The sequence below is a fragment of the Streptomyces sp. NPDC001515 genome, assembly GCF_053597115.1.
This window is the reverse complement of the sequence record NZ_JBSFHN010000003.1, coordinates 1-19,958: the sequence shown is the minus strand read 5'-3', so window position 1 is coordinate 19,958 and position 19,958 is coordinate 1. Positions and strand designations below refer to the sequence as shown.

The window sequence follows — 19,958 nt, the reverse complement described above, 5'->3', positions numbered from 1 at the left end:
GGGCGGGGCTCAGAATCCGGGACCGCCGGGGCGGTCGCCCGCCTCGGCCAGCCTGCCCCAGAGCAGATCGGCCAGGCTCCGGACCAACTGCTCGCGCGAGCAGGGGCGTTCGCCGAGCCACCAGTCGCCGGCGGCGTGCATCATGCCAACGATGCCGTGCCCCCAGATCCGGGCCATCGCCTGGCTGTCCGGGCCGAGGTCCACGCGCTCCGCGATGACCAGGGCCAGTTCCTCGCCCAGCCGCCGCAGCAGCGGTGCCGAGTGCCGTCCCACGTCGAAGCCCTGTTCCGAGGCGGGCGCCGCGTCGTCGGAGGGGTGCATCAGGAACCGGTAGACCTGGGGTCTGGCCTCGATCGCGGCGAGGTAGGTGTCGAGCGTGGACTCGACCCTCTCGCGGCGGGAGGCCGGGGCGTCCAGCGCGGCGCGCAGCGCGATGAGCAGTCCGTCGGTGTGGCGCTTGGCCAGGGCGCGGTAGAGGCCGCCCTTGTCGCCGAAGTGCCGGTAGAGGATGGGCTTGGTGATCCCGGCCTCGGCCGCGATGGCGTTCATCGAGGCTCCGGGGCCGTCCCTGAGCACCACGCGGTCGGCGGCTTCGAGCAGTTCGCGGCGGCGGCGCTCGGCCGCGGTCCGCTGTCGCTCGGCCTGTCGTGTGGTCTCCATACCGTCTCTCCCACCCCTGACCGTGCTGTTCGTCGTGCCTGCGCAACGTAACACCCTGCCCAGCGGTGCGCGGATCGCGGGCCGGGCGGTTGACAGAGGCTACTTGCCGGTAACAGACTGTTGTTACCGCAAGTAACGATCGGTTTTCACGGCAGTACGTGGAGGGGAACATGGCCGAGTTCACGCTCGAACTCAACGACGACCAGAAGGAGGTCCGCGACTGGCTGCACGGCTTCGCCGCGGACGTGATCCGTCCGGCGGCCTCGGAGTGGGACGAGCGTGAGGAAACGCCCTGGCCGGTCATCCAGGAGGCGGCCAAGGTCGGAATCTACTCCCTCGACTTCTACGCCCAGCAGTTCTTCGACCCGACGGGCCTCGGCATCCCCATGGCCATGGAGGAACTGTTCTGGGGCGACGCCGGAATCGCCCTCTCCATCGTCGGTACGGGCCTGGCGGCCGTGGGCGTCCTCGCCAACGGCACCGAGGAGCAGATCGGCACCTGGATCCCGCAGATGTACGGCGACGCCGACGACGTGAAGGTCGCCGCCTTCTGCTCCTCCGAGCCCGACGCCGGCTCGGACGTCGCCTCCATGCGCACCCGGGCGGTCTACGACCAGGCCAAGGACGAGTGGGTCCTCAACGGCACCAAGACCTGGGCGACCAACGGCGGCATCGCCAACGTCCATGTGGTGGTCGCGGTCGTCGACCCCGAGCTGGGGTCCAAGGGGCACGCCTCCTTCATCGTGCCGCCGAACACCCCGGGCCTCTCCCAGGGCCAGAAGTTCAAGAAGCACGGCATCCGCGCCTCGCACACCGCCGAGGTCGTCCTGGAGGACGTGCGGGTGCCCGGCCACTGCCTGCTCGGCGGCAAGGAGAAGCTGGATCAGCGTCTCGCCCGTGCCCGTGAGCGCGCCGCCACCGGTGGCGAGCGCGTGAAGAACGCCGCCATGGCCACCTTCGAGGCATCCCGCCCGGCCGTCGGCGCCATGGCCGTGGGCACCGCCCGCGCCGCGTACGAGGTCGCGCTGGACTACGCGAAGACGCGGACCCAGTTCGGCCGCCCGATCATCGACAACCAGGGCGTCGCCTTCCAGCTCGCCGACATGCGCACGCAGATCGACGCGGCCCGGCTGCTGGTCTGGCGGGCCTCCTGGATGGCGACGACCGGCAAGCCCTTCGAGTCCGCCGAGGGCTCCATGTCGAAGCTCTTCGCGAGCGAGACCGCGAAGAAGGTCACCGCCCAGGCCGTCCAGATCCTCGGCGGCAACGGCTTCACCCGCGAATACCCGGTGGAGCGGATGCACCGCGACGCCGCGATCTACACGATCTTCGAGGGCACCAGCGAGATCCAGCGCCTGGTGATCGCCCGCACCCTGTCGGGGATGCCCATCCGCTGACCCGCGCCCGGCGCACGGCACGGCCCCCGTCCGCCAAGGACGGGGGCCGTCGTTGGTCGTCAGGCGGGCAACTGGGCCTCGATGGCCGCGACGAGCTCCGGGTCCTCGGGCTCCGTGCGCGGGCGGATCCGGGCGACTGCCTCGCCCTCGGGCGAGATGAGGAACTTCTCGAAGTTCCACTGGACATCGCCGGCCTGGCCGTCCGCGTCCTCCAGACGGGTGAGTTCCGCGTACAGCGGGTGACGCCCCGCGCCGTTGACCTCGGTCTTCGCCAGCAGGGGAAAGGTCACCCCGTACGTGGTCGAGCAGAATGTCCGGATCTCCTCCGAACTTCCCGGCTCCTGGCCCGCGAACTGGTTGCACGGCACGCCGAGCACCGTGAAGCCCCGGTCCGCGTACGTCTGCTGAAGCCGTTCGAGACCGGCGTACTGCGGGGTCAGCCCGCACTTGGAGGCGACGTTCACCAGCAGGACGGCCCGGCCGCGATAGGCGCCCAGCGTCGTCGGCTCGCCCGTGAGGGTGTGGAGCGGGATGTCGTGCAGCGTCATGGATCTCTCCTCGTCGGTGTCTTCCCGCCATTGTCGCGCCCGGCCGGAACGGCACAGAGCCGGCTACCGGACCGCCGTGCCGTTTCGGCCGATCTCCTTGTAGAAGAGGGTCGTCGGTTTCAGCGCGCCCGAGGTGTCGGCCGCGTACCCGGGGACGGAACCGCACTCCGTCCAGCCGCCCGAGCGATACAGCCGTTCCGCCGGGGAGCCGCTCTCCGTGTCCAGCACCAGCAGCGTCCTGCCGTCCTCGGCCGCCGCCCGCTCCACCGCGTCCAGCAGCGCCCGGCCCAGCCCCCGCCCCCGCATCGAGGGGCGCACCATGAGCTTGCAGACCTCCGCCCGGTGGACGCCGTTGGGCAGCCGCGCCGGCGCGAGGCCCACCGTCCCCGCGACCCGCTCCCCGTCCCGCGCGATCCAGACCCGCTGGTCCCCGGACTCCACCGCGCCCGCGCGCTCCCGCCACCACCGCGCGGCCGCCTCCCGCCCCAGCGGCGCCAGGAAGCCCACGGAGGCCCCTGCCTCGACGGTCTCCACCAGCAGGGCCCCGAGCTCATCGGCGTAGGTGACCAGTTCGGGGGCGGAGACCTGGACGATCTCGGTCATGGCGGGGCCCTGCCTTTCACGGTGCGATGTTCACCGGCGCGCGGAAGGCCGCCGGCGTGCGGCGGCCCGGCCCGTCGGATCCGGCCCGGCGCTCGCGCACATCCGGGACCCTATCCGCGCCCCTCCGAGCCCTTGACGCGCCCCCGCCCGAACTGCCGGGTCCCCGCAGCCGTGCCACGCTGGAACCGGAGACGCCCGGCGGGTCCTCCCGGTCCGCCGCACGTTCCCGCGACCCGAGGAGGCCGACATGGCCGGCAGCAGTACCACCGCACCGCGCGCGACGCACGACCCCGAACCCGGCGGCTCCCACCCGTTCCGCACGGGCTGGACCGCCTTCGCCGCCGTCCTGATGATTTTCGGCGGCGCGATGGCGCTCCTCCAGGGGATCTCCGCCATCGCCAAGGACGACGTCTTCGTCGCCACCCGCAATTACGTCTTCGAGTTCAACCTGACCGGCTGGGGCTGGATCCACCTCGTGCTCGGCATCGTCATCGTGCTCGCCGGGTGCGCCCTGTTCACCGGGGCGGCCTGGGCGCGCGTGACGGGCATCGTCCTCGCCGGCCTCGGAGCGTTGGCGAACTTCCTGTGGCTGCCCTACTACCCGCTGTGGTCGATCGTGCTCATCGCCGTGGACGTCTTCATCATCTGGGCGCTCTGCGCCGACCCGTGGAAGAAGCGGACCGCCTGACCCACCCCGGGCGCACCCGGGCCCACCCGGTTGCGCCCGCTTCCTCCGATCATCGCGGCCCGGCGCTTCCGGCACCGGGCCGCGCCGTTCAGCCCGGACGCACGGCCGTGGGCGGGCCGAGCACCACCACCTGGTCGTCGGCGCCCACGTCGGGCGTCCCCGCATCGGTCACCGGAAGCAGCCGGCCGTCCGGCCGCACCACGAAGAGCAGCCGGTGGCCGTCCGGGAGCGCTCCGGACGGCCGCACCGACACCCGGGCGCCCGCCGCGTAACCCCGGGCCAGCTCGGGGCCGCTGAGCCCGCCGCCGAACAGCGCCTCCCCGCCCGTGTACGGGGCGATCACCCCGCGGCCCGGGGCGGGCGCCAGAAGCCGGTGCACCGGGCCGTCCACGCTCTCGCGCAGCGTCATCGCGGCCAGCGCGTTGAAATCGTCCTCGCCGGTCAGCAGCAGGACCCCGCTGATCCCCTCCAACTCCGCACCGGCGCCGGTGGCCGAGGCGAGCAGTCCGCCGGGCGCCAGCGTCAGCCCGGCCTGCTCGATCCGGGCCCGTTCCGCGGCGGCCCCCGCCCACATCAGCACGTCCAGCCCCGCCGCGCGCAGCGCGCACGCCAGGTCCACCACCCACGGCGCTCCGCCCACCACCAGCGGCCGGGACCGGGCAGGGCGCAGCACCCCCAGCCGCCGCGCCACCGGGAACGCCGTCAGCCCGTACAGCATCACCGTGGCGACGATGACGACGAAGGTGGCGGGCAGGATCCGCTGGGCGCCGCCGACGCCCTTGTCGATCAGCTCCCCCGAGAACGTGGAGGCCGTGGCCGCCGCGACGATGCCGCGCGGGGCCATCCAGCCGATGAACCACCGCTCGCCGCGCGGCATATCGGTCCCGAGCGTGGCCAACTGCGCCACCAGCGGCCGCGTCACCAGGACCAGCACGGCCACCAGGGCCAGTGACGGCAGCACCACGTGGCGCAGCGACGCCGGTGTGACGGTGGCCGAGATGGAGACGAACAGCAGCCCGATGATCAGCGAGACCAGGGTCTCGAAGAACGGCCGGCGCGCGGGCAGGTTCAGACCCGGCAGGTTGGCCATGGCCATCCCCATCACCACGGCGGAGATCAGCCCGGTGTCGTCGCGCAGCGCGTTGCACAGGGTCGCCATGCCGATCACGGCGGCGAGCTGCACCGAGGTGCCCAGCTCCTCGCTCAGCCGCACGCGGCGCAGCAGCAGCCAGAGCACGGCGGCGCCGACGGCCCCGCCGGCCGCCCCCACCGCCGTACTGGCGACGAATTCGCCGACCTGGTGGCCGAAGCCGGGCCGCTCGCCCGCCAGGACGGCGTGGAAGACGAGCGCGCCCAGGATGCCGCCCACCGGATCGATGAGCGAGCCCTCCCAGACCAGGACGCGCTGGAGCCGCTCGGTGGGCCGGACGAAGCCGAGCAGCGGTCCCACGACGGTCGGCCCGGACACCACCAGAATCGTCGCGAGCATCACGGCCGCCTCCGCCGACATGTCCAGGAGCGGTACGGCCGACAGCGCGGCCGAGACCATGGTGAGCGTCGTCCCGATCCACAGCAGCCGGACCACGACGCGGCGGGTGTGCCCCTTCAGCCGCTCCAGCTCCAGGCCGAGCCCGGCGTCGTAGAGGATCACCGCCACCGCCAGGGAGACCAGCGGGGAGAACGCGCCGCCCAGCAGCCGGTCCGGGTCCACGGTCTCGGTGAGCGCCCCCGCGGCGAAACCCACGGGCAGCAGGACGAGCAGGGCCGGAACGCGCAGCCGGCTCGCCAGCACCTGCGAGCCGACCGCGAGCACCACGATCAGTCCCAGCCCCACGAGCATCTGATCGGCCGTCATGACCGTGCCTCCTTCGCCGATGACCTCCGGCGCCGGGGCGGATCGCGGCCCCGGACCACCGCCGGGACCACCTTCCGCGGGGGCGCGCGGTCGCGCCGGTCAGGCACGCGCCCACCGGGGGCCGCGGACCGCGGTATCCGTCCAATGGGCTAACGGCGAGGGGGCGGGGAGGCCGGGGGCGTCAGTCCTTCCTGTCGTCCCAGGGCGTGCCCAGCCAGCTGTCGAAGGAGCGGACCAGCGCCGAGAGCGCCGCCGCGAGCCGCCGGTCGACCGTGGGGGAGTGGACGACGACGATGTCGTCGGAGTGGTACTCCAGCGGCGTCTCGCCGCCCGCCCGCCAGATGATGCGCCGGGGCCCGCGCGGCACGTCACCGCCGCCGGAGAACAGGCTCCCCACCGCGATGAGCACCCACAGCGGGAACAGCGGCCACCACATCCACCACCAGAAGATCCGCCCCTTGTACCCGACCGCCTCCGGGCAGCCCGCCCCGGTGACCGTCCAGCGCGTGCGCAGCCCCTTTCCGGAGAGCGCCTTCTCGCGGACGACGGTGCCGAGCAGTTCGCCCTGCCCGCCCCACACCTGGTACTGCGCCACCCCGCCGCGCGCCGACGTGGTCACGACGGTGGCCAGCCGGGTGCGGCGCTCCGGTTCGGCCCACAGCACGAAGGAACGGGCACCCTCCTTGCGCGCCTTGAGATACCCCGGTATGCCCTCGGCGGGCAGTTCGCGTTCCAGATACGCGACCACATGGAACAGGCCCTGGGACGGGTCGACGACGACGTGGACGAAGCCCTCCGCCACCCCGGGAAGAACCTCGGGCCGCCGCTTGGCGGGCCGGGGCAGGGCCATCACTTTCAGGGTGTGCGCCACGAAGGCTCCTCGGTCGTGCGGGCTTCGGAGGTCGCATCCTAAGGCGTGGCCTGGAAGGATCGGCGCGTGGAGTCCCCCGAACACCGTCCTCACGACGCGCCCGCCGACGGGCAGCTGCCCGGCACGGCAGAAGCCCCCGGCCGCCGCACCGTGCGCTGCCGCCTCTGCGGGCGCCCGCTCACCGGCGCCGCCTCCCGCCGCACCGGCCTCGGACCGTCCTGCGACGCCAAACTGCACCCGGCGCCGCCCGACATCCGCACCCGCCGCCACGAGGTCGACCAGGACCCGCTGCCGGGCGTCTGAACCGCCCGAGACCGCTCAGAGGGCTTTCGGTTCCAGCCTCCTGAACAGTCCCTCCTGCACCACGGACACCAGCAGACGGCCCTCACGGTCGTAGATCCGGCCACGCGCCAGACCCCGGCCGCCCGTCGCCACGGGCGACTCCTGGTCGTACAGGAACCATTCGTCGGCCCGGAACGGCCTGTGGAACCACATCGCGTGGTCCAGAGAGGCCATGTCGAACCCGCGCGGCCCCCACAGAGGCTCCACCGGAATGCGCACCGCGTCCAGCAGCGTCATGTCGCTCGCGTACGTCAGCGCGCAGGTGTGCACCAGCGGATCGTCACCGAGCGGACCCACCGCGCGCATCCACACGGCACTGCGCGGATCGGCTCCCTCGACCTCCTCGCGCGTCCAGCGCAGCCGGTCGGCGTAGCGGATGTCGAAGGGCTGACGGCGCGCCATCCGCTCCAGCGCCTCCGGCAGACCGCCCAGATGCTCCCGCACCTCGTCGGCGACCGTCGGCAGGGTCTCCGGATCGGGCACCTCACGGGCGGGCGGCAACTGGTGCTCGAAACCGGCCTCCTCCGGGCGGTGGAACGACGCCGTGAGGTTGAAGATCGTCCGGCCCTGCTGGACCGCCGTCACCCGGCGGGTGGTGAACGAGCGGCCGTCCCTGACCCGCTCGACCTCGTAGACGATGGGCACGCCGGGGCGGCCGGGACGCAGGAAGTAGGCGTGCAGCGAGTGCACCGGACGCTCCCCGTCCGTGGTGCGGCCCGCCGCCACCAGCGCCTGGCCCGCCACCTGCCCGCCGAAGACCCGCTGGAGGGACTCCTCGGGGCTCCGGCCGCGGAAGATGTTGACCTCGATCCGCTCCAGGTCGAGCAGATCGACCAGGCGCTCGGCGGGGTTCGTCATGCGGTTCTTCTCCACTCTCGCAGCGGCGCCGTCGGTACGGTCGCGCTCACAACTGGCCCACGGAGGTGACCCGGACGACCGCCCGGCCCTCCTCGTCGGAGGCGGCCAGATCGACCTCGGCGCTGATGCCCCAGTCGTGGTCGCCGTTCGGGTCGGCGAACGTCTGCCGGACCCGCCACAGTCCGTGCGCCGCGTCCTCGTCGATCTTCAGCAGCTTCGGCCCGCGGGCGTCCGGACCGGTGCCCAGCTCCTCGTACTCGTCCCAGTACGCGTCCATCGCCTCGGCCCACGCGTCCTCGTCCCAGCCCGACTCGCCGTCCAGCTCGCCCAGGTCGCGGACCCGGTCCAGCGCGGCCAGCTCCACCCGGCGGAACATCGCGTTGCGCACCAGCACCCGGAAGGCGCGGGCGTTCGCCGTGACGGGCTTGACCTCGTCCGCCCGCTCCTGGGCCTCCTCGGCCGTCTCCACCTCGGGGTTGGCCAGCTGCTCCCACTCGTCCAGCAGACTGGAGTCGACCTGGCGGACCATCTCGCCCAGCCAGGCGATCAGATCCTCCAGGTCCTCGGACTTCAGATCGTCCGGGATGGTGTGCTCCAGCGCCTTGTACGCGCTCGCCAGATACCGCAGCACGATGCCCTCGGTGCGCGCCAGCTCGTAGTTCGACGTGAACTCGGTGAACGTCATCGCCCGTTCGTACATGTCCCGGATCACCGACTTCGGCGACACCGGGTGGTCGCCCACCCACGGGTGGCTGCGCCGGTAGACGTCGTAGGCGTGCCACAGCAGCTCGCTCAGTGGCTTCGGGTACGTCACCTCCTGGAGCAGTTCCATCCGCTCCTCGTACTCGATGCCGTCGGCCTTCATCTGCCCGACCGCCTCGCCGCGCGCCTTGTTCTGCTGCGCGGCGAGGATCTGACGCGGGTCGTCGAGCGTCGACTCCACCACGGAGACCATGTCCAGCGCGTACGACGGCGATTCCGGGTCCAGCAGGTCGAACGCCGCGAGCGCGAACGTGGACAGCGGCTGGTTCAGCGCGAAGTCCTGCTGGAGGTCGACGGTCAGCCGGACGATGCGGCCCTCCGCGTCCGGGGTGTCCAGCTGCTCCACCACGCCGCCGTCCAGCAGCGAGCGGTAGATCGCGATCGCGCGGCGGATGTGGCGCAACTGCGCCCGGCGCGGCTCGTGGTTGTCCTCCAGCAGGCGCCGCATCGCCTCGAAGGCGTTGCCCGGACGGGCGATGACGGACAGGAGCATCGTGTGCGTGACCCGGAAACGCGAGGTCAGCGGCTCCGGGTCGGACTGGATCAGCTTGTCGAACGTGGTCTCCGACCAGGCGACGAAGCCCTCGGGCGCCTTCTTGCGGACGACCTTGCGCTTCTTCTTGGGGTCGTCGCCGGCCTTCTTGACCGCCTTCTCGTTCTCGATGACGTGCTCGGGGGCCTGCGCGACGACGAAGCCCGCCGTGTCGAACCCGGCCCGCCCGGCGCGCCCCGCGATCTGGTGGAACTCACGGGCCCGCAGGGTGCGCACCCGGGTGCCGTCGTACTTGGTGAGCGCGGTGAACAGCACCGTACGGATCGGTACGTTGACCCCGACGCCCAGCGTGTCCGTCCCGCAGATCACCTTCAGCAGACCCGCCTGCGCCAGCTTCTCCACCAGGCGGCGGTACTTGGGGAGCATCCCGGCGTGGTGCACCCCGATCCCGTGCCGCACGTACCGCGAGAGGTTCTGCCCGAACTTGGTGGTGAAGCGGAAGTTGCCGATGAGATCGGCGATCTTCTCCTTCTCCTCCTTGGAACACATGTTGATGCTCATCAGCGACTGCGCCCGCTCGACGGCCGCGGCCTGGGTGAAGTGCACGATGTAGACCGGTGACTGCCGGGTCTCCAGCAGTTCGGTGAGCGTCTCGGTGATGGGGGTCAGCCGGTACTCGTAGCTGAGCGGCACCGGACGCGTCGCCGAGCGGATCACGGAGGTGGGCCGGCCCGTGCGGCGGGTCAGGTCCTCCTCGAACATCCGGACGTCGCCGAGGGTGGCCGACATCAGGACGAACTGCGCCTGCGGCAGTTCCAGGAGCGGGATCTGCCAGGCCCAGCCCCGGTCCGGCTCGGCGTAGAAGTGGAACTCGTCCATGACGACCTGGCCGATGTCCGCGTACTTCCCGTCACGCAGCGCGATGGAAGCGAGTACCTCGGCGGTGCAGCAGATCACCGGGGCGTCGGCGTTGACCGACGCGTCACCGGTGAGCATTCCGACGTTCTCCGTGCCGAACAGCTTGCACAGGTCGAAGAACTTCTCCGACACCAGCGCCTTGATCGGAGCGGTGTAGAAGGTGACCTTGTCCTGGGCCAGCGCCGTGAAGTGCGCACCGGCCGCGACCAGGCTCTTCCCGGACCCGGTGGGGGTGGAAAGGATCACGTTGGCCCCGGAGACCACCTCGATCAGCGCCTCCTCCTGAGCGGGGTAGAGGGTGATCCCCTGCGTCTCGGTCCAGGCCGAGAAGGCCTCGAAAAGGGCGTCGGGGTCGGCGGTCGGGGGCAACTGATCGATAAGGGTCACGCCCCCATCTTGCCTGCCTTCCGCCCGGATGAGGGAACCGGACGACCGTGCGAAGATCACGGACGATACGCTGCCCTCTCAACTCGGCCGCACCGCAACGACGGTGGCCGGAACGCACACGGGGGGCGACCGCGCTCGCGCCCCGGCACACCTATGGGGGCGGAAACAGCCATGATGGGACCGGCACACTCTCTGTCCGGGGCGGCGGCCTGGCTGGGGGTGGGCGCGGCGGCCGCCGCGGCGGATCACGCCATGCCCTGGCCCGTCCTGGTCGTCGGGGCGCTCATCAGCGCGGGGGCGGCCCTCGCCCCGGACCTCGACCACAAGTCCGCGACCATCTCACGCGCCTTCGGCCCGGTTTCCCGGGGCCTCTGCGAGATCGTCGACAAGCTCTCCCACGCCGTCTACAAGGCCACCCGGATGCGGGGCGACTCCCGCCGCAACGGCGGCCACCGCACCCTGACCCACACCTGGCTCTGGGCGGTCCTGATCGGCGCGGGCGCCTCGGCCGCGGCCTACACCGGCGGCCGGTGGGCCGTTCTCGGGATCCTCTTCGTCCACCTCGTCCTCGCCGTCGAAGGGCTGCTCTGGCGGGCCGCCCGGATGTCCAGCGACGTCCTGGTGTGGCTCCTCGGGGCCACCAGCGCGTGGATCCTCGCCGGGGTCCTCGACAAGCCGGGCAACGGCTCGAACTGGCTCTTCGACGCCCCGGGGCAGGAGTACCTGTGGCTCGGGCTGCCGATCGTCCTGGGCGCCCTCGTCCACGACATCGGTGACGCGCTGACCGTCTCCGGCTGCCCGATCCTGTGGCCGATCCCCGTCGGCCGCAAGCGCTGGTACCCGCTCGGCCCGCCCAAGGCCATGCGCTTCACGGCCGGCAGCTGGGTGGAGATCAAGATCCTCATGCCGGCGTTCATGGTCCTCGGGGGAGTGGGCGGCGCTGCGGCGATGGGGTACATCTGACGGGGCGGGGTGGGTGAGTACTCACTGTCTGCCGGGCATGGCGGGGAGTGAGCGCTTACTCGCCGGGACGCGTGGGTGGGAGCGAGCGCTCACCCACTCCCTGGCCCCGATGGGTGAGTGCACACTCACCTTCGCGGACTCGGTGGGTGAGCACTCACTCGTCTGCCGCGACGGGGCGAAGTGAGTATTCACCCACCCCGCGCGCCGTCCGTAGTGAACACTCACCGCTGTCCGCAGCGGACACTCGCCACCCCCGCCTCAGGCTCCCTCCCCGTGCCAGGACCGCCACAGCGCCGCGTACGCCCCGCCCGCCGCGACGAGCGCGTCGTGGCTCCCGAGTTCGGTGATCCGGCCGTCCTCCATGACGGCGACCCGGTCCGCGTCGTGGGCCGTCTGGAGGCGGTGCGCGACGGCCACCACGGTCCGGCCCTCCAGAACGGCGGCCAGAGCCCGTTCGGTGCGCCGGGCGGTCGCCGGGTCGAGGAGGGCGGTGGCCTCGTCGAGGATCAGGGTGTGCGGATCGGCGAGGACCACACGGGCCAGGGCGAGCTGCTGCGCGGCGGCCCCGTCGGGGCGGTGGCCCCCGGGGCCCAGATCCGTGTCCAGCCCGTCGGGGAGCTCCTCCACCCAGGAGGCGCCGACGGCGGCCAGGGCGGCGCGCAGTTCCCCGTCACCGGCCGATTCCGACGCGATCCGCAGATTGTCCCGGACCGTTCCGTGGAAGACGTGGTGCTCCTGGGTGACGAGGACGACGTGCCGCCCCAGCCTGCCGGAGCCCAGCTCGGAGACCGGGACCCCGCCCACCGTCACCGAGCCCGTGCGCGGCGCGTCGATGCCCGCGAGCAGCCGGCCGAGCGTGGTCTTCCCGGCACCCGACGGGCCCACGATCACCAGACGCTCCCCGGGGCGGACCGTCAGATCGACCCCGTGCAGGACGTCGCCCCCGCCCTCGTACGCGTACCGCACCCCCGTCACCTCGATCAGATCCCCATCGGGCACGGCGGCGCCGTCGCGCGGGGCCGGAGCCGCCGCGTCCAGACCCTCGACCCGGGCGAAGGCCGCCCCACTGCTCTGCAGTTGCTCCATGCGCTGGAGGATCCTGTCCAGCGGCTGGGAGAGCTGCCGCAGATACAGGGCGCAGGCGACGACGGCCCCCAGGCTCACCGCACCGCGGTCGTGCAGCGCACCGCCGATCAGCAGCACGGCCGCCACCGGGACGACGTAGGAGACGTCGACCGCCGGGAAGAGCACGCTGCGCAGGAAGAGCGTCCTGGTCCGGGTGGCCCCTGCCCGTCCGATCGCCCGCTCGCAGGCCGCGATCCGGCGCTCCTGGAGCCCCAGCGCCTCCACCGTGCGGGCCCCGGCGGCCGTCGCCGCGAGCTGCTCCGCGAGCGCCGAGTTGGCGGCCCCCTCGTCGAGGTACGCCCCCGGAGCGCGGCGCAGGTACCAGCGCGCGGCGAAGCGGATGCCGAGCAGCCCCAGCACCCCGCAGACACCCAGCAGCGGATCGACGACGAACACCGCGCCGAGGATGAACAGCGCCTGGACGGCGGCGATGAGGAGGTCCGGCCCGGCGTCCCGCAGCGTGGTGCCGACCGAGGCCACGTCCGCCGTGCCCCGGGCCATCAGATCCCCCGTCCCGGCCCGCTCGACGGTCGACGCGGGCAGCGCGAGGGCCCGTTCGGCGAACTCCTCCCGGATGCGTGCCAGGGTCCGTTCGCCGAAGCGGTGACCGACGTACCCGGCGTACCGGACCAGCAGCAGCTGGACGACGGCCAGAACGAGGATGAGGAGCGCGAGGCGGTCCACCGCCGCCACCGTGCCGCCGGACGCGACCTCGTCGACGATCCGGCCGAGCAGCCACGGACCGACGAGCCCGGCGGCGGCCGCGAGCGCGTTGAGGACGAGCATGCCGGTGAAGGCGCGTGCGTCCAGCCGGATCAGCCGCAGGGCGGCCCTGCGGACGCGTGCCGGCCCGGCGACCGGCAGCGCGTGGGCGTCCGGCGCTCCGGGCTCCGGTGCCCCCGGGAGAGCCGTCATCGCACGGCCTCCCGGGTCCCCGGGACGGGTCCCGCACCGCCGCCGTCCTCTCCGTCGCGGATGCCGCCCCGGGCCACCAGCGCGCGGTAGCCGGGCTGCGCGGCCAGGAGTTCGCGGTGGCTTCCGGTCGCCGCCACGGCTCCGTCGACCAGGTAATGGACGGTGTCGGCCCGGTCCAGGACCAGCGGCGACGTGCTGGTGACGAGCGTGGTGCGGCCCCTGCGCGCGGTCCGCAGCCGATCCGCGACGGCCGCCTCCGTATGGGCGTCCAGCGCCGAGGTCGGCTCGACCGCCAGCAGCACCTCCGGGTCGGCCAGCAGGGCCCGGACCAGCCGGACGCGCTGGCGCTGACCGCCGGAGAGGTTGCGGCCCTCCGCCTCGATCCACGCGTCGAGCCCGCCCGGCGCCCCGCGTACGACGTCCTGGGCGGCTGCCGCTTCGACGGCCCGTCCGACGGCTTCCCCGTCCCGGTCCCCCGCCCCGCAGACCACCTCCCGCAACGCCCCGGCGAACAACGCGGCCTCGTTGTCCGCGACCAGGATCCGCCGGCGGATCGCCGTCAGGTCGATGTCCTCCAGGCGTATCCCGCCCCAGGTCGCGGCCGATTCGGTGAACCGGCCCAGCCGGTCCACCACCGCCGCGGACTCCGCCGGCCGCGCCCCGGCCAGCGCGGTCAGACGTCCCGGTGCCACCTCGACGCCGGACCGCGGATCGTGCAGGGCGGCGGGCGCCCCGGGGCCCTCCGTGACGGTTTCCCCGCCCCTGCCCTCCGGTTCCAGGGCCAGGAAGCGGATGACCCGGCGTGAGGCGACGAGACCCCGGCTGAGCCCGTACCCGCCCTCGATGAAGAACTCCACCGGCACGACCAGCACGGCCGCGTACCCGTAGACCGCGACCAGTTCGCCGACGCTGATGTCGCCCCGGGCCGCCATCCGGGCGGCCAGCCAGGTCACCACGCCGAGGAACAGCGTCGGCAGGCCCACCCCGAGCGCCTGGATCCAACTGGTCACCGTTCCGACGCGGTAGCCCTCCTCGCGCAGGGCACCGGAGGCGGCGCGGTAGCGGTCCGCGTACACCTTCTTGCCGCCGATGCCGTTCAGGACGCGCAGTCCGCCCGCCATGTCCTCGAACCGCGCGGCCAGGGCTCCCTGCCCGCTCCGGTAGACCGCCTCGGCCTCCTGAAGACGCCACAGCAGCGGGCCGACCAGCACCGCGAGGAGCGGCACCCCGAGCAGGACCACGGCCGCGAGCAGCGGTGAGACGGCCAGGAGCAGCACGGCCACGACCCCGTACGCGAGGACCGCGCCGACCCCGGGACCGGTGACGGTCAGCGTCCCCGCGATCACCCCGACGTCGCCGAACCCGATCGTGACGACCTCCCCGGCCGTGACCCGCCGGGGCAGCGCCGCGCCGAGCCGGGTCGCCTGCCGCACCACGACCGCCACCGAACGGAACGCTGCGTCGTTCCGCACCCGGGTCATCGTGCGGTGGCGCATGATCGCCAGCCACGCGTTCAGCACCCCCACGCCCAGCAGCGCCCCCACCCAGCCTGTCAGCCCGGCCCAGTGCCCCGGCCGCAACCCGTCGTCGATCGCCCGGGACAGCAGATAGGGCGGCAGCGTCAGGCAGACCATCCAGGCACTGCCCAGCAGAGCCCCCGCGGCCACCCTGCGGCGCTGGCTGGTGACCAGCCACCACAGGTACCGCAGGGGACCGCGGATGTCGGGTGTGCCCGGTTCCGTGTATGCGTCCGTCATGTACAGGACCATAACGAGCGTCCGGTCGGCGCGTGTACGTGCCGCGCCTCCGTCAGCCGTGCCAGGACCGCCACAGCGCCGCGTAGGCGCCGTCCGCCGCCACCAGCTCGTCGTGGCTGCCCAGTTCGCTGATCCGGCCCTCCTCGACGACCGCGATGACGTCGGCGTCGTGCGCGGTGTGCAGACGGTGGGCGATCGCCACCACCGTACGGCCGTCCAGCACCCGGGCCAGCGAACGCTCCAGATGCCGGGCGGCGCGCGGATCGAGGAGCGAGGTCGCCTCGTCGAGCACCAGGGTGTGCGGATCGGCCAGCACCAGCCGGGCGAGCGCGACCTGCTGCGCCTGGGCGGGGGTGAGTGCCAGACCGCCGGAGCCGACCTCGGTGTCGAGCCCCTTGTCGAGCTCCCGTGCCCAGCCGTCCGCGTCGACGGCGGCCAGCGAGGCCCACAACTCCGCGTCCCGCGCGTCCGTACGTGCCAGCAGCAGGTTGTCCCGCAGCGAGCCGACGAACACGTGGTGCTCCTGGTTGACCAGCGCCACATGCGCACGGACCCGCTCCGCCGGCATCCGCGACAGCCGTGCCCCGCCGAGCGTCACCTCACCGGAGCGCGGAGCGTAGATCCCGGCCAGCAGCCGCCCCAGCGTCGACTTGCCCGCGCCCGACGGACCGACGAGTGCCAGCCGCGTCCCGGGAGCGACGTCCAACGACACGTCGTGCAGCACGTCCAGCCCGGCGCGGTACCCGAACCGGACCTCGTCGGCCCGCATCTCCCGGCCCTCCGGGCCCAACGCATCGTCGCCCGCGTCCGGTTCGATCTCGCGCACACCCACGAGCCGGGCCAGCGACACCTGCGCCACCTGGAGCTCGTCGTACCAGCGCAGGATCAGGTTGATCGGGTCGACCATCATCTGCGCGAGCAGCGCACCCGTCGTCAGCTGGCCCACGGTCAGCCAGCCCTCGATGACGAACCAGCCGCCGAGCATCAGGACCGAACCGAGGATCGTCACGAACGTGGTGTTGATGACGGGGAACAGCACCGAGCGCAGATACAGCGTGTACCGCTCCCAGGCCGTCCATTCGGCCACCCGCCGGTCCGACAGCGCCACCCGGCGCGCGCCCAGGCGGTGCGCCTCCACGGTCCGGCCGGCGTCGACGGTCTCCGCGAGCACGGCGGCCACGGCCGCGTAGCCCGCCGCCTCCGAGCGGTACGCGGCCGGCGCCCGGCGGAAGTACCAGCGACAGCCGATCAGCAGGACCGGCAGCGCCACGAGCGCGGACAGGGCCAGCGGAGGAGCGGTGACGGCGAGCGCGCCGAGCAGGAGGCCCGCCCACACCACACCGATGGCCAGTTGGGGCACGGCCTCGCGCATCGCGTTGGCGAGCCGGTCGATGTCCGTGGTGATCCGGGAGAGCAGATCCCCCGTTCCGGCCCGCTCCAGCACCCCCGGGGGCAGCCGTACCGACCGCACGAGGAAGTCCTCGCGTAGGTCGGCCAGCATCTCCTCGCCGAGCATCGCGCTGCGCAGCCGCATCATCCGGGTGACCACGGTCTGGACGACCAGGGCCAGGGCGAACACCGCGGCGGTGCGCTCCAGATGGAGGTCGGCGACACCGTCGGTCAGCTTCTCGACCACGTCGCCCAGCAGGTACGGACCCACGATCGAGGCGATCACCGCCACGCAGTTGAGCGCCGTGACCACGAGGAACGGCCCCCGGTGGCGCCGCATCAGCTCGCGGACGTAGGCGCGTACGGTCGTGGGGGTGCCGACCGGGAGGGTGGTCGCCGACTCGGGGGCGGCGGGGTCGTACGCCGGGGGTGCGACGCCGATCATGCCCGTTCCTCGATTTCCTCGATCGTGTCGATCGTGTCGATGTCTTCGTCCGGTCCCGGGGCCGCCGCCGCGATCTCGGCGTCGGTCTCCCGGGTGACGACCGCGCGGTAGCGCGGTTCGTCCCTGAGTAGTTCGCGGTGGGTGCCGACGGCCACCACCGAGCCGCCGTGGACGAGCGCCACCCGGTCCGCCAGGTCCAGCAGCAGCGGAGAGGAGGCGAACGCCACCGTCGTACGGTCCTTGCGGAGCGCCTTGATGCCCTCGGCGACGCGCGCCTCGGTGTGCGAGTCGACGGCGGACGTCGGCTCGTCGAGCACCAGCGCCTCCGGGTCCGTCACCAGCGAGCGGGCCAGCGCCAGCCGTTGGCGCTGGCCGCCGGAGAGGGAACGGCCCCGTTCGGTGATCCGGGTGTCCATGGGATCTCCGTCGGCGTCGACCGAGGCCTGCGCGAGCGCGGCCAGGACGTCGCCGCACCGCGCGGCGGCCAGCGCGTCCTCGGCGGTCACCCGGCCGGAGGCCGGGACGTCGAGCAGCTCGCGCAGCGTTCCCGACAGGAGCACCGGGTCCTTGTCCTGGACCAGCACCGCGGTCCGGGCCGCGTCCAGGTCCAGTTCGTCCAGTGCCACACCACCGAGGAGCACCGACGGCGGCGCGGGCACCTCGGCCCCCGCTTCCGTCCCGGCATCCTCCTCGGCGGCCGGCGCGGCATGGCCGCCGAGCCGTTCCGCGAGCCGCCCGGCCTCGTCCGGGTCGCCGCACACCACCGCGGTGAACAGCCCCTCCGGGGCCAGCAGTCCGGTCGCCGGGTCGTACAGATCACCGGTCGGGACGGTGTCCACGCCGGTCGGCCGGGTGACCCGGCTCAGTGAGAGGACGCGGACCGCGCGCTCGGCGGAGGGCCGGGAGAAGGAGTACGCCATGGCGATCTCCTCGAAGTTCCGCAGCGGCAGCAGCATCAGCGTCACCGCGCTGTACACCGTCACCAGCTTTCCGACCCCGATCGTCCCGTCCTGCGCGAGCCGCGCCCCGTACACGACCAGTGAGATCAGCAGCAGCCCCGGCAGGAGCACCTGCACCGCGGAGATCAGCGACCACATGCGCGCGCTGTGCACGGCGGCCGTGCGGACCTCCTGGGAGGCGTCGCGGTAGCGGCTCAGGAACAGGTCCTCGCCGCCGATGCCGCGCAGCACGCGCAGCCCGGCGACGGTGTCCGAAGCCAGTTCGGTGGCCCGGCCCGCCTTCTCGCGCTGGACGTCTGCCCGGCGGGTGGCCCGGGGCAGCAGCGGCAGCACGGCCAGCGCGAGCACCGGAACGGCGAGTGCCACCAGCACGCCCAGCGAGGGCAGATAGAACACCAGCGCGCCACAGACGATGACGAGCGTCGCGGCGGCCGCGGCGAAACGCGACAGCGCCTCGACGAACCAGCCGATCTTCTCCACATCGGCCGTGGAGACCGCGACGACCTCGCCCGCGGCGACCCGGCGGGTCAGTGCCGAACCCAGCTCCGCCGTTCTGCGGGCCAGCAGCTGCTGCACCCGGGCGGCGGCGGTGATCCAGTTGGTGACGGCCGTGCGGTGCAGCATGGTGTCGCCCACCGCGACGAGGACGCCGAGCACCGCGAGCAGACCTCCGGACAGTGCCAGCCGACCGCCGGACCGGTCCACGACCGCCTGCACGGCGAAGCCCACGGCGAGCGGCAGAGCGGCGACCGAGCACTGCTGGAGCAGGCCCCAGGCCAGGGACTTGAGCTGTCCGCCGATCTGGTTGCGGCCGAGCCAGAGCAGGAATCGGGGGCCCGACCGGACATCGGGATCACCGGGATCCGAGTACGGAAGATCGCGAATGTGCATGACGTCCCAGGAGATCGGAAGAGGAGCGGACCGAAGGGCCCGCGGGCATACGGGAAGGAGGCGTGGGGGACCAAACCGTCCAAGCCTCGCGCCCCCGCACGCGGCGAGGCAAACCCTTTTACGCGCCGGACCGGCCGGGGCCACCGCCGTGGCCGCGGTCGCGGACACGGAGTAAAGATTGGGCACGCATTCGCCCCGGGGGCCGGCCGGCGACGCCCTCCGCCCGGCGGGGGATGCGAGCATGGACGGATGCTTACAGGACGGACGCGAGGAGTCGGTGCGGTACGCGTCGTGGTCGCGGCGGCCGCCTGCGGTGCCCTGCTCACCACGCTGACGTCGTGCGGCGACGGGCACGACGGACGCACGGGCGGTACGCGCCCGTCCGGTGCCCACGAGGACCGCGAGGACACGGAACGGACCACCGGGCTCACGCGCATCCCGGACGTGGGCGACCGGTACCGGACGAGGATCCCCGCCGAGTCCCGCCAGGTCGTCGCCGTCTACGGAGCCGGGCGGAACTCCCCGGACTCCACGGTCGTCCTCTACACCCGCACCGGAAGCACCTGGGACAAGGTGGCCGCCTGGAAGTCCCACAACGGCCGCAAGGGCTGGACCCCCGACCACCACGAGGACGACAAGCGCTCCCCGGTCGGCGTCTTCACCCTCACCGACGCAGGCGGCGCGCTCCCCGACCCGGGCTCCCTCCTCCCGTACACCGAATCCGCCTCGATCCGGGCGCCCCGGTACTGGTCCAAGCCGTACTGGCACGACTTCGACTACGTCATCGCCATCGACTACAACCGCGTCAAGGGCACCGCCCCCAACGACCCGACGCGCCCCGAGGGTCAGTCCAAGGGCGGCAGCATCTGGCTCCACATGGACCACGGCAGCGGCACCTCGGCCTGTGTGAGCCTGCCGAAGCAGGGCATGGAGAAGCTGCTGCGCACCCTGGACCCCAAGCAGCACCCGGTCGTGGTGATGGGCGACCGCGCGAGCCTCAGGGCCTGACGGCCCCCGGGCGCGCCGCCCGTGCAACCCTTAGAGGTCCTAACAAAGGCGTTTCACGTGCCGGTGTGTGATGAGGCAGGTGGCGAGGCCGAGGAAGGCTTCGTGGATGTCGTCTCGCCGCTCC

The 19,958-nt window shown here is 72.8% G+C and carries 16 protein-coding genes; 5 read left to right on the top strand and 11 right to left on the bottom strand.

The window, feature by feature from the left end; all coding sequences use genetic code 11:
- Window positions 1-9: 9 nt before the first annotated feature.
- Window positions 10-660: a TetR family transcriptional regulator gene (locus ACWCXC_RS05155; protein ID WP_450680090.1), complete on the bottom strand. Its 651-nt coding sequence runs from the start codon at window positions 658-660 to the stop codon at window positions 10-12.
- 170 nt (window positions 661-830) lie between these two features.
- On the opposite strand from ACWCXC_RS05155, the gene ACWCXC_RS05150 reads away from it, so the two are divergent.
- Window positions 831-2,057 (top strand): acyl-CoA dehydrogenase family protein, encoded by a 1,227-nt coding sequence (locus tag ACWCXC_RS05150; RefSeq protein WP_450680091.1) that lies wholly within the window; start codon window positions 831-833, stop codon window positions 2,055-2,057.
- Between the two features lie 59 nt (window positions 2,058-2,116).
- Here the strand turns inward: ACWCXC_RS05150 and ACWCXC_RS05145 are convergent, their stop codons facing one another.
- Together ACWCXC_RS05145 and ACWCXC_RS05140 are read right to left on the bottom strand one after the other, a co-directional pair.
- Window positions 2,117-2,605, bottom strand: coding sequence for a glutathione peroxidase (locus tag ACWCXC_RS05145; protein WP_450680092.1), 489 nt, complete (start codon window positions 2,603-2,605; stop codon window positions 2,117-2,119).
- A gap of 63 nt (window positions 2,606-2,668) precedes the next feature.
- Window positions 2,669-3,208: an N-acetyltransferase family protein gene (locus ACWCXC_RS05140; RefSeq protein ID WP_450680093.1), complete on the bottom strand. Its 540-nt coding sequence runs from the start codon at window positions 3,206-3,208 to the stop codon at window positions 2,669-2,671.
- 247 nt (window positions 3,209-3,455) lie between these two features.
- On the opposite strand from ACWCXC_RS05140, the gene ACWCXC_RS05135 reads away from it, so the two are divergent.
- Window positions 3,456-3,896 carry a DUF7144 family membrane protein gene (locus ACWCXC_RS05135; protein ID WP_450680094.1) on the top strand — a complete coding sequence of 147 codons (441 nt, stop codon included), beginning with the start codon at window positions 3,456-3,458 and terminating at the stop codon, window positions 3,894-3,896.
- A gap of 88 nt (window positions 3,897-3,984) precedes the next feature.
- Here the strand turns inward: ACWCXC_RS05135 and ACWCXC_RS05130 are convergent, their stop codons facing one another.
- Together ACWCXC_RS05130 and ACWCXC_RS05125 are read right to left on the bottom strand one after the other, a co-directional pair.
- On the bottom strand, window positions 3,985-5,751 hold the full coding sequence (locus ACWCXC_RS05130; protein ID WP_450680095.1) for a cation:proton antiporter: 1,767 nt from the start codon (window positions 5,749-5,751) through the stop codon (window positions 3,985-3,987).
- 181 nt (window positions 5,752-5,932) lie between these two features.
- Window positions 5,933-6,622, bottom strand: a complete 690-nt coding sequence (locus ACWCXC_RS05125) for a hypothetical protein (RefSeq protein WP_450680096.1) — start codon at window positions 6,620-6,622, stop codon at window positions 5,933-5,935.
- Window positions 6,623-6,736: 114 nt separating this feature from the next.
- Between ACWCXC_RS05125 and ACWCXC_RS05120 the strand changes: the two genes are divergently transcribed.
- Entirely contained in the window at window positions 6,737-6,925 is a 189-nt protein-coding gene (locus tag ACWCXC_RS05120) for a DUF6011 domain-containing protein (protein ID WP_450685435.1), read from the top strand.
- A 15-nt stretch (window positions 6,926-6,940) separates the two neighbouring features.
- Here ACWCXC_RS05120 and ACWCXC_RS05115 read toward each other — a convergent pair whose 3' ends face one another.
- Window positions 6,941-7,822 carry an acyl-CoA thioesterase gene (locus tag ACWCXC_RS05115; RefSeq protein ID WP_450685419.1) on the bottom strand — a complete coding sequence of 294 codons (882 nt, stop codon included), beginning with the start codon at window positions 7,820-7,822 and terminating at the stop codon, window positions 6,941-6,943.
- Window positions 7,823-7,868: 46 nt separating this feature from the next.
- A complete protein-coding gene (locus tag ACWCXC_RS05110) occupies window positions 7,869-10,382 on the bottom strand; it encodes a DEAD/DEAH box helicase (RefSeq protein WP_450685420.1) in 2,514 nt (837 codons plus the stop codon).
- 171 nt (window positions 10,383-10,553) lie between these two features.
- Here ACWCXC_RS05110 and ACWCXC_RS05105 point away from each other — a divergent pair, with 171 nt between their 5' ends.
- A complete protein-coding gene (locus ACWCXC_RS05105) occupies window positions 10,554-11,345 on the top strand; it encodes a metal-dependent hydrolase (RefSeq protein WP_450685421.1) in 792 nt (263 codons plus the stop codon).
- A 258-nt stretch (window positions 11,346-11,603) separates the two neighbouring features.
- On the opposite strand, the gene ACWCXC_RS05100 is transcribed toward ACWCXC_RS05105, so the two are convergent.
- From ACWCXC_RS05100 to ACWCXC_RS05085, 4 genes are read right to left on the bottom strand one after another with little or no spacing between them, the layout of a single operon-like run.
- Complete coding sequence (locus ACWCXC_RS05100; RefSeq protein ID WP_450886691.1) at window positions 11,604-13,385, bottom strand: ABC transporter ATP-binding protein; 1,782 nt, start codon at window positions 13,383-13,385, stop codon at window positions 11,604-11,606.
- Window positions 13,382-15,142, bottom strand: a complete 1,761-nt coding sequence (locus tag ACWCXC_RS05095; RefSeq protein WP_450886689.1) for an ABC transporter ATP-binding protein — start codon at window positions 15,140-15,142, stop codon at window positions 13,382-13,384. Before ACWCXC_RS05095 ends, ACWCXC_RS05100 begins: the two co-directional genes overlap by 4 nt.
- Window positions 15,143-15,194: 52 nt before the next feature.
- Complete coding sequence (locus ACWCXC_RS05090; protein ID WP_450886687.1) at window positions 15,195-16,976, bottom strand: ABC transporter ATP-binding protein; 1,782 nt, start codon at window positions 16,974-16,976, stop codon at window positions 15,195-15,197.
- Window positions 16,973-18,826, bottom strand: a complete 1,854-nt coding sequence (locus ACWCXC_RS05085) for an ABC transporter transmembrane domain-containing protein (protein ID WP_450886685.1) — start codon at window positions 18,824-18,826, stop codon at window positions 16,973-16,975. The genes ACWCXC_RS05090 and ACWCXC_RS05085 overlap by 4 nt, the downstream gene beginning before the upstream one ends.
- Window positions 18,827-19,075: 249 nt before the next feature.
- Here ACWCXC_RS05085 and ACWCXC_RS05080 point away from each other — a divergent pair, with 249 nt between their 5' ends.
- A complete protein-coding gene (locus tag ACWCXC_RS05080) occupies window positions 19,076-19,834 on the top strand; it encodes a hypothetical protein (RefSeq protein ID WP_450886683.1) in 759 nt (252 codons plus the stop codon).
- Window positions 19,835-19,958 lie beyond the last annotated feature (124 nt).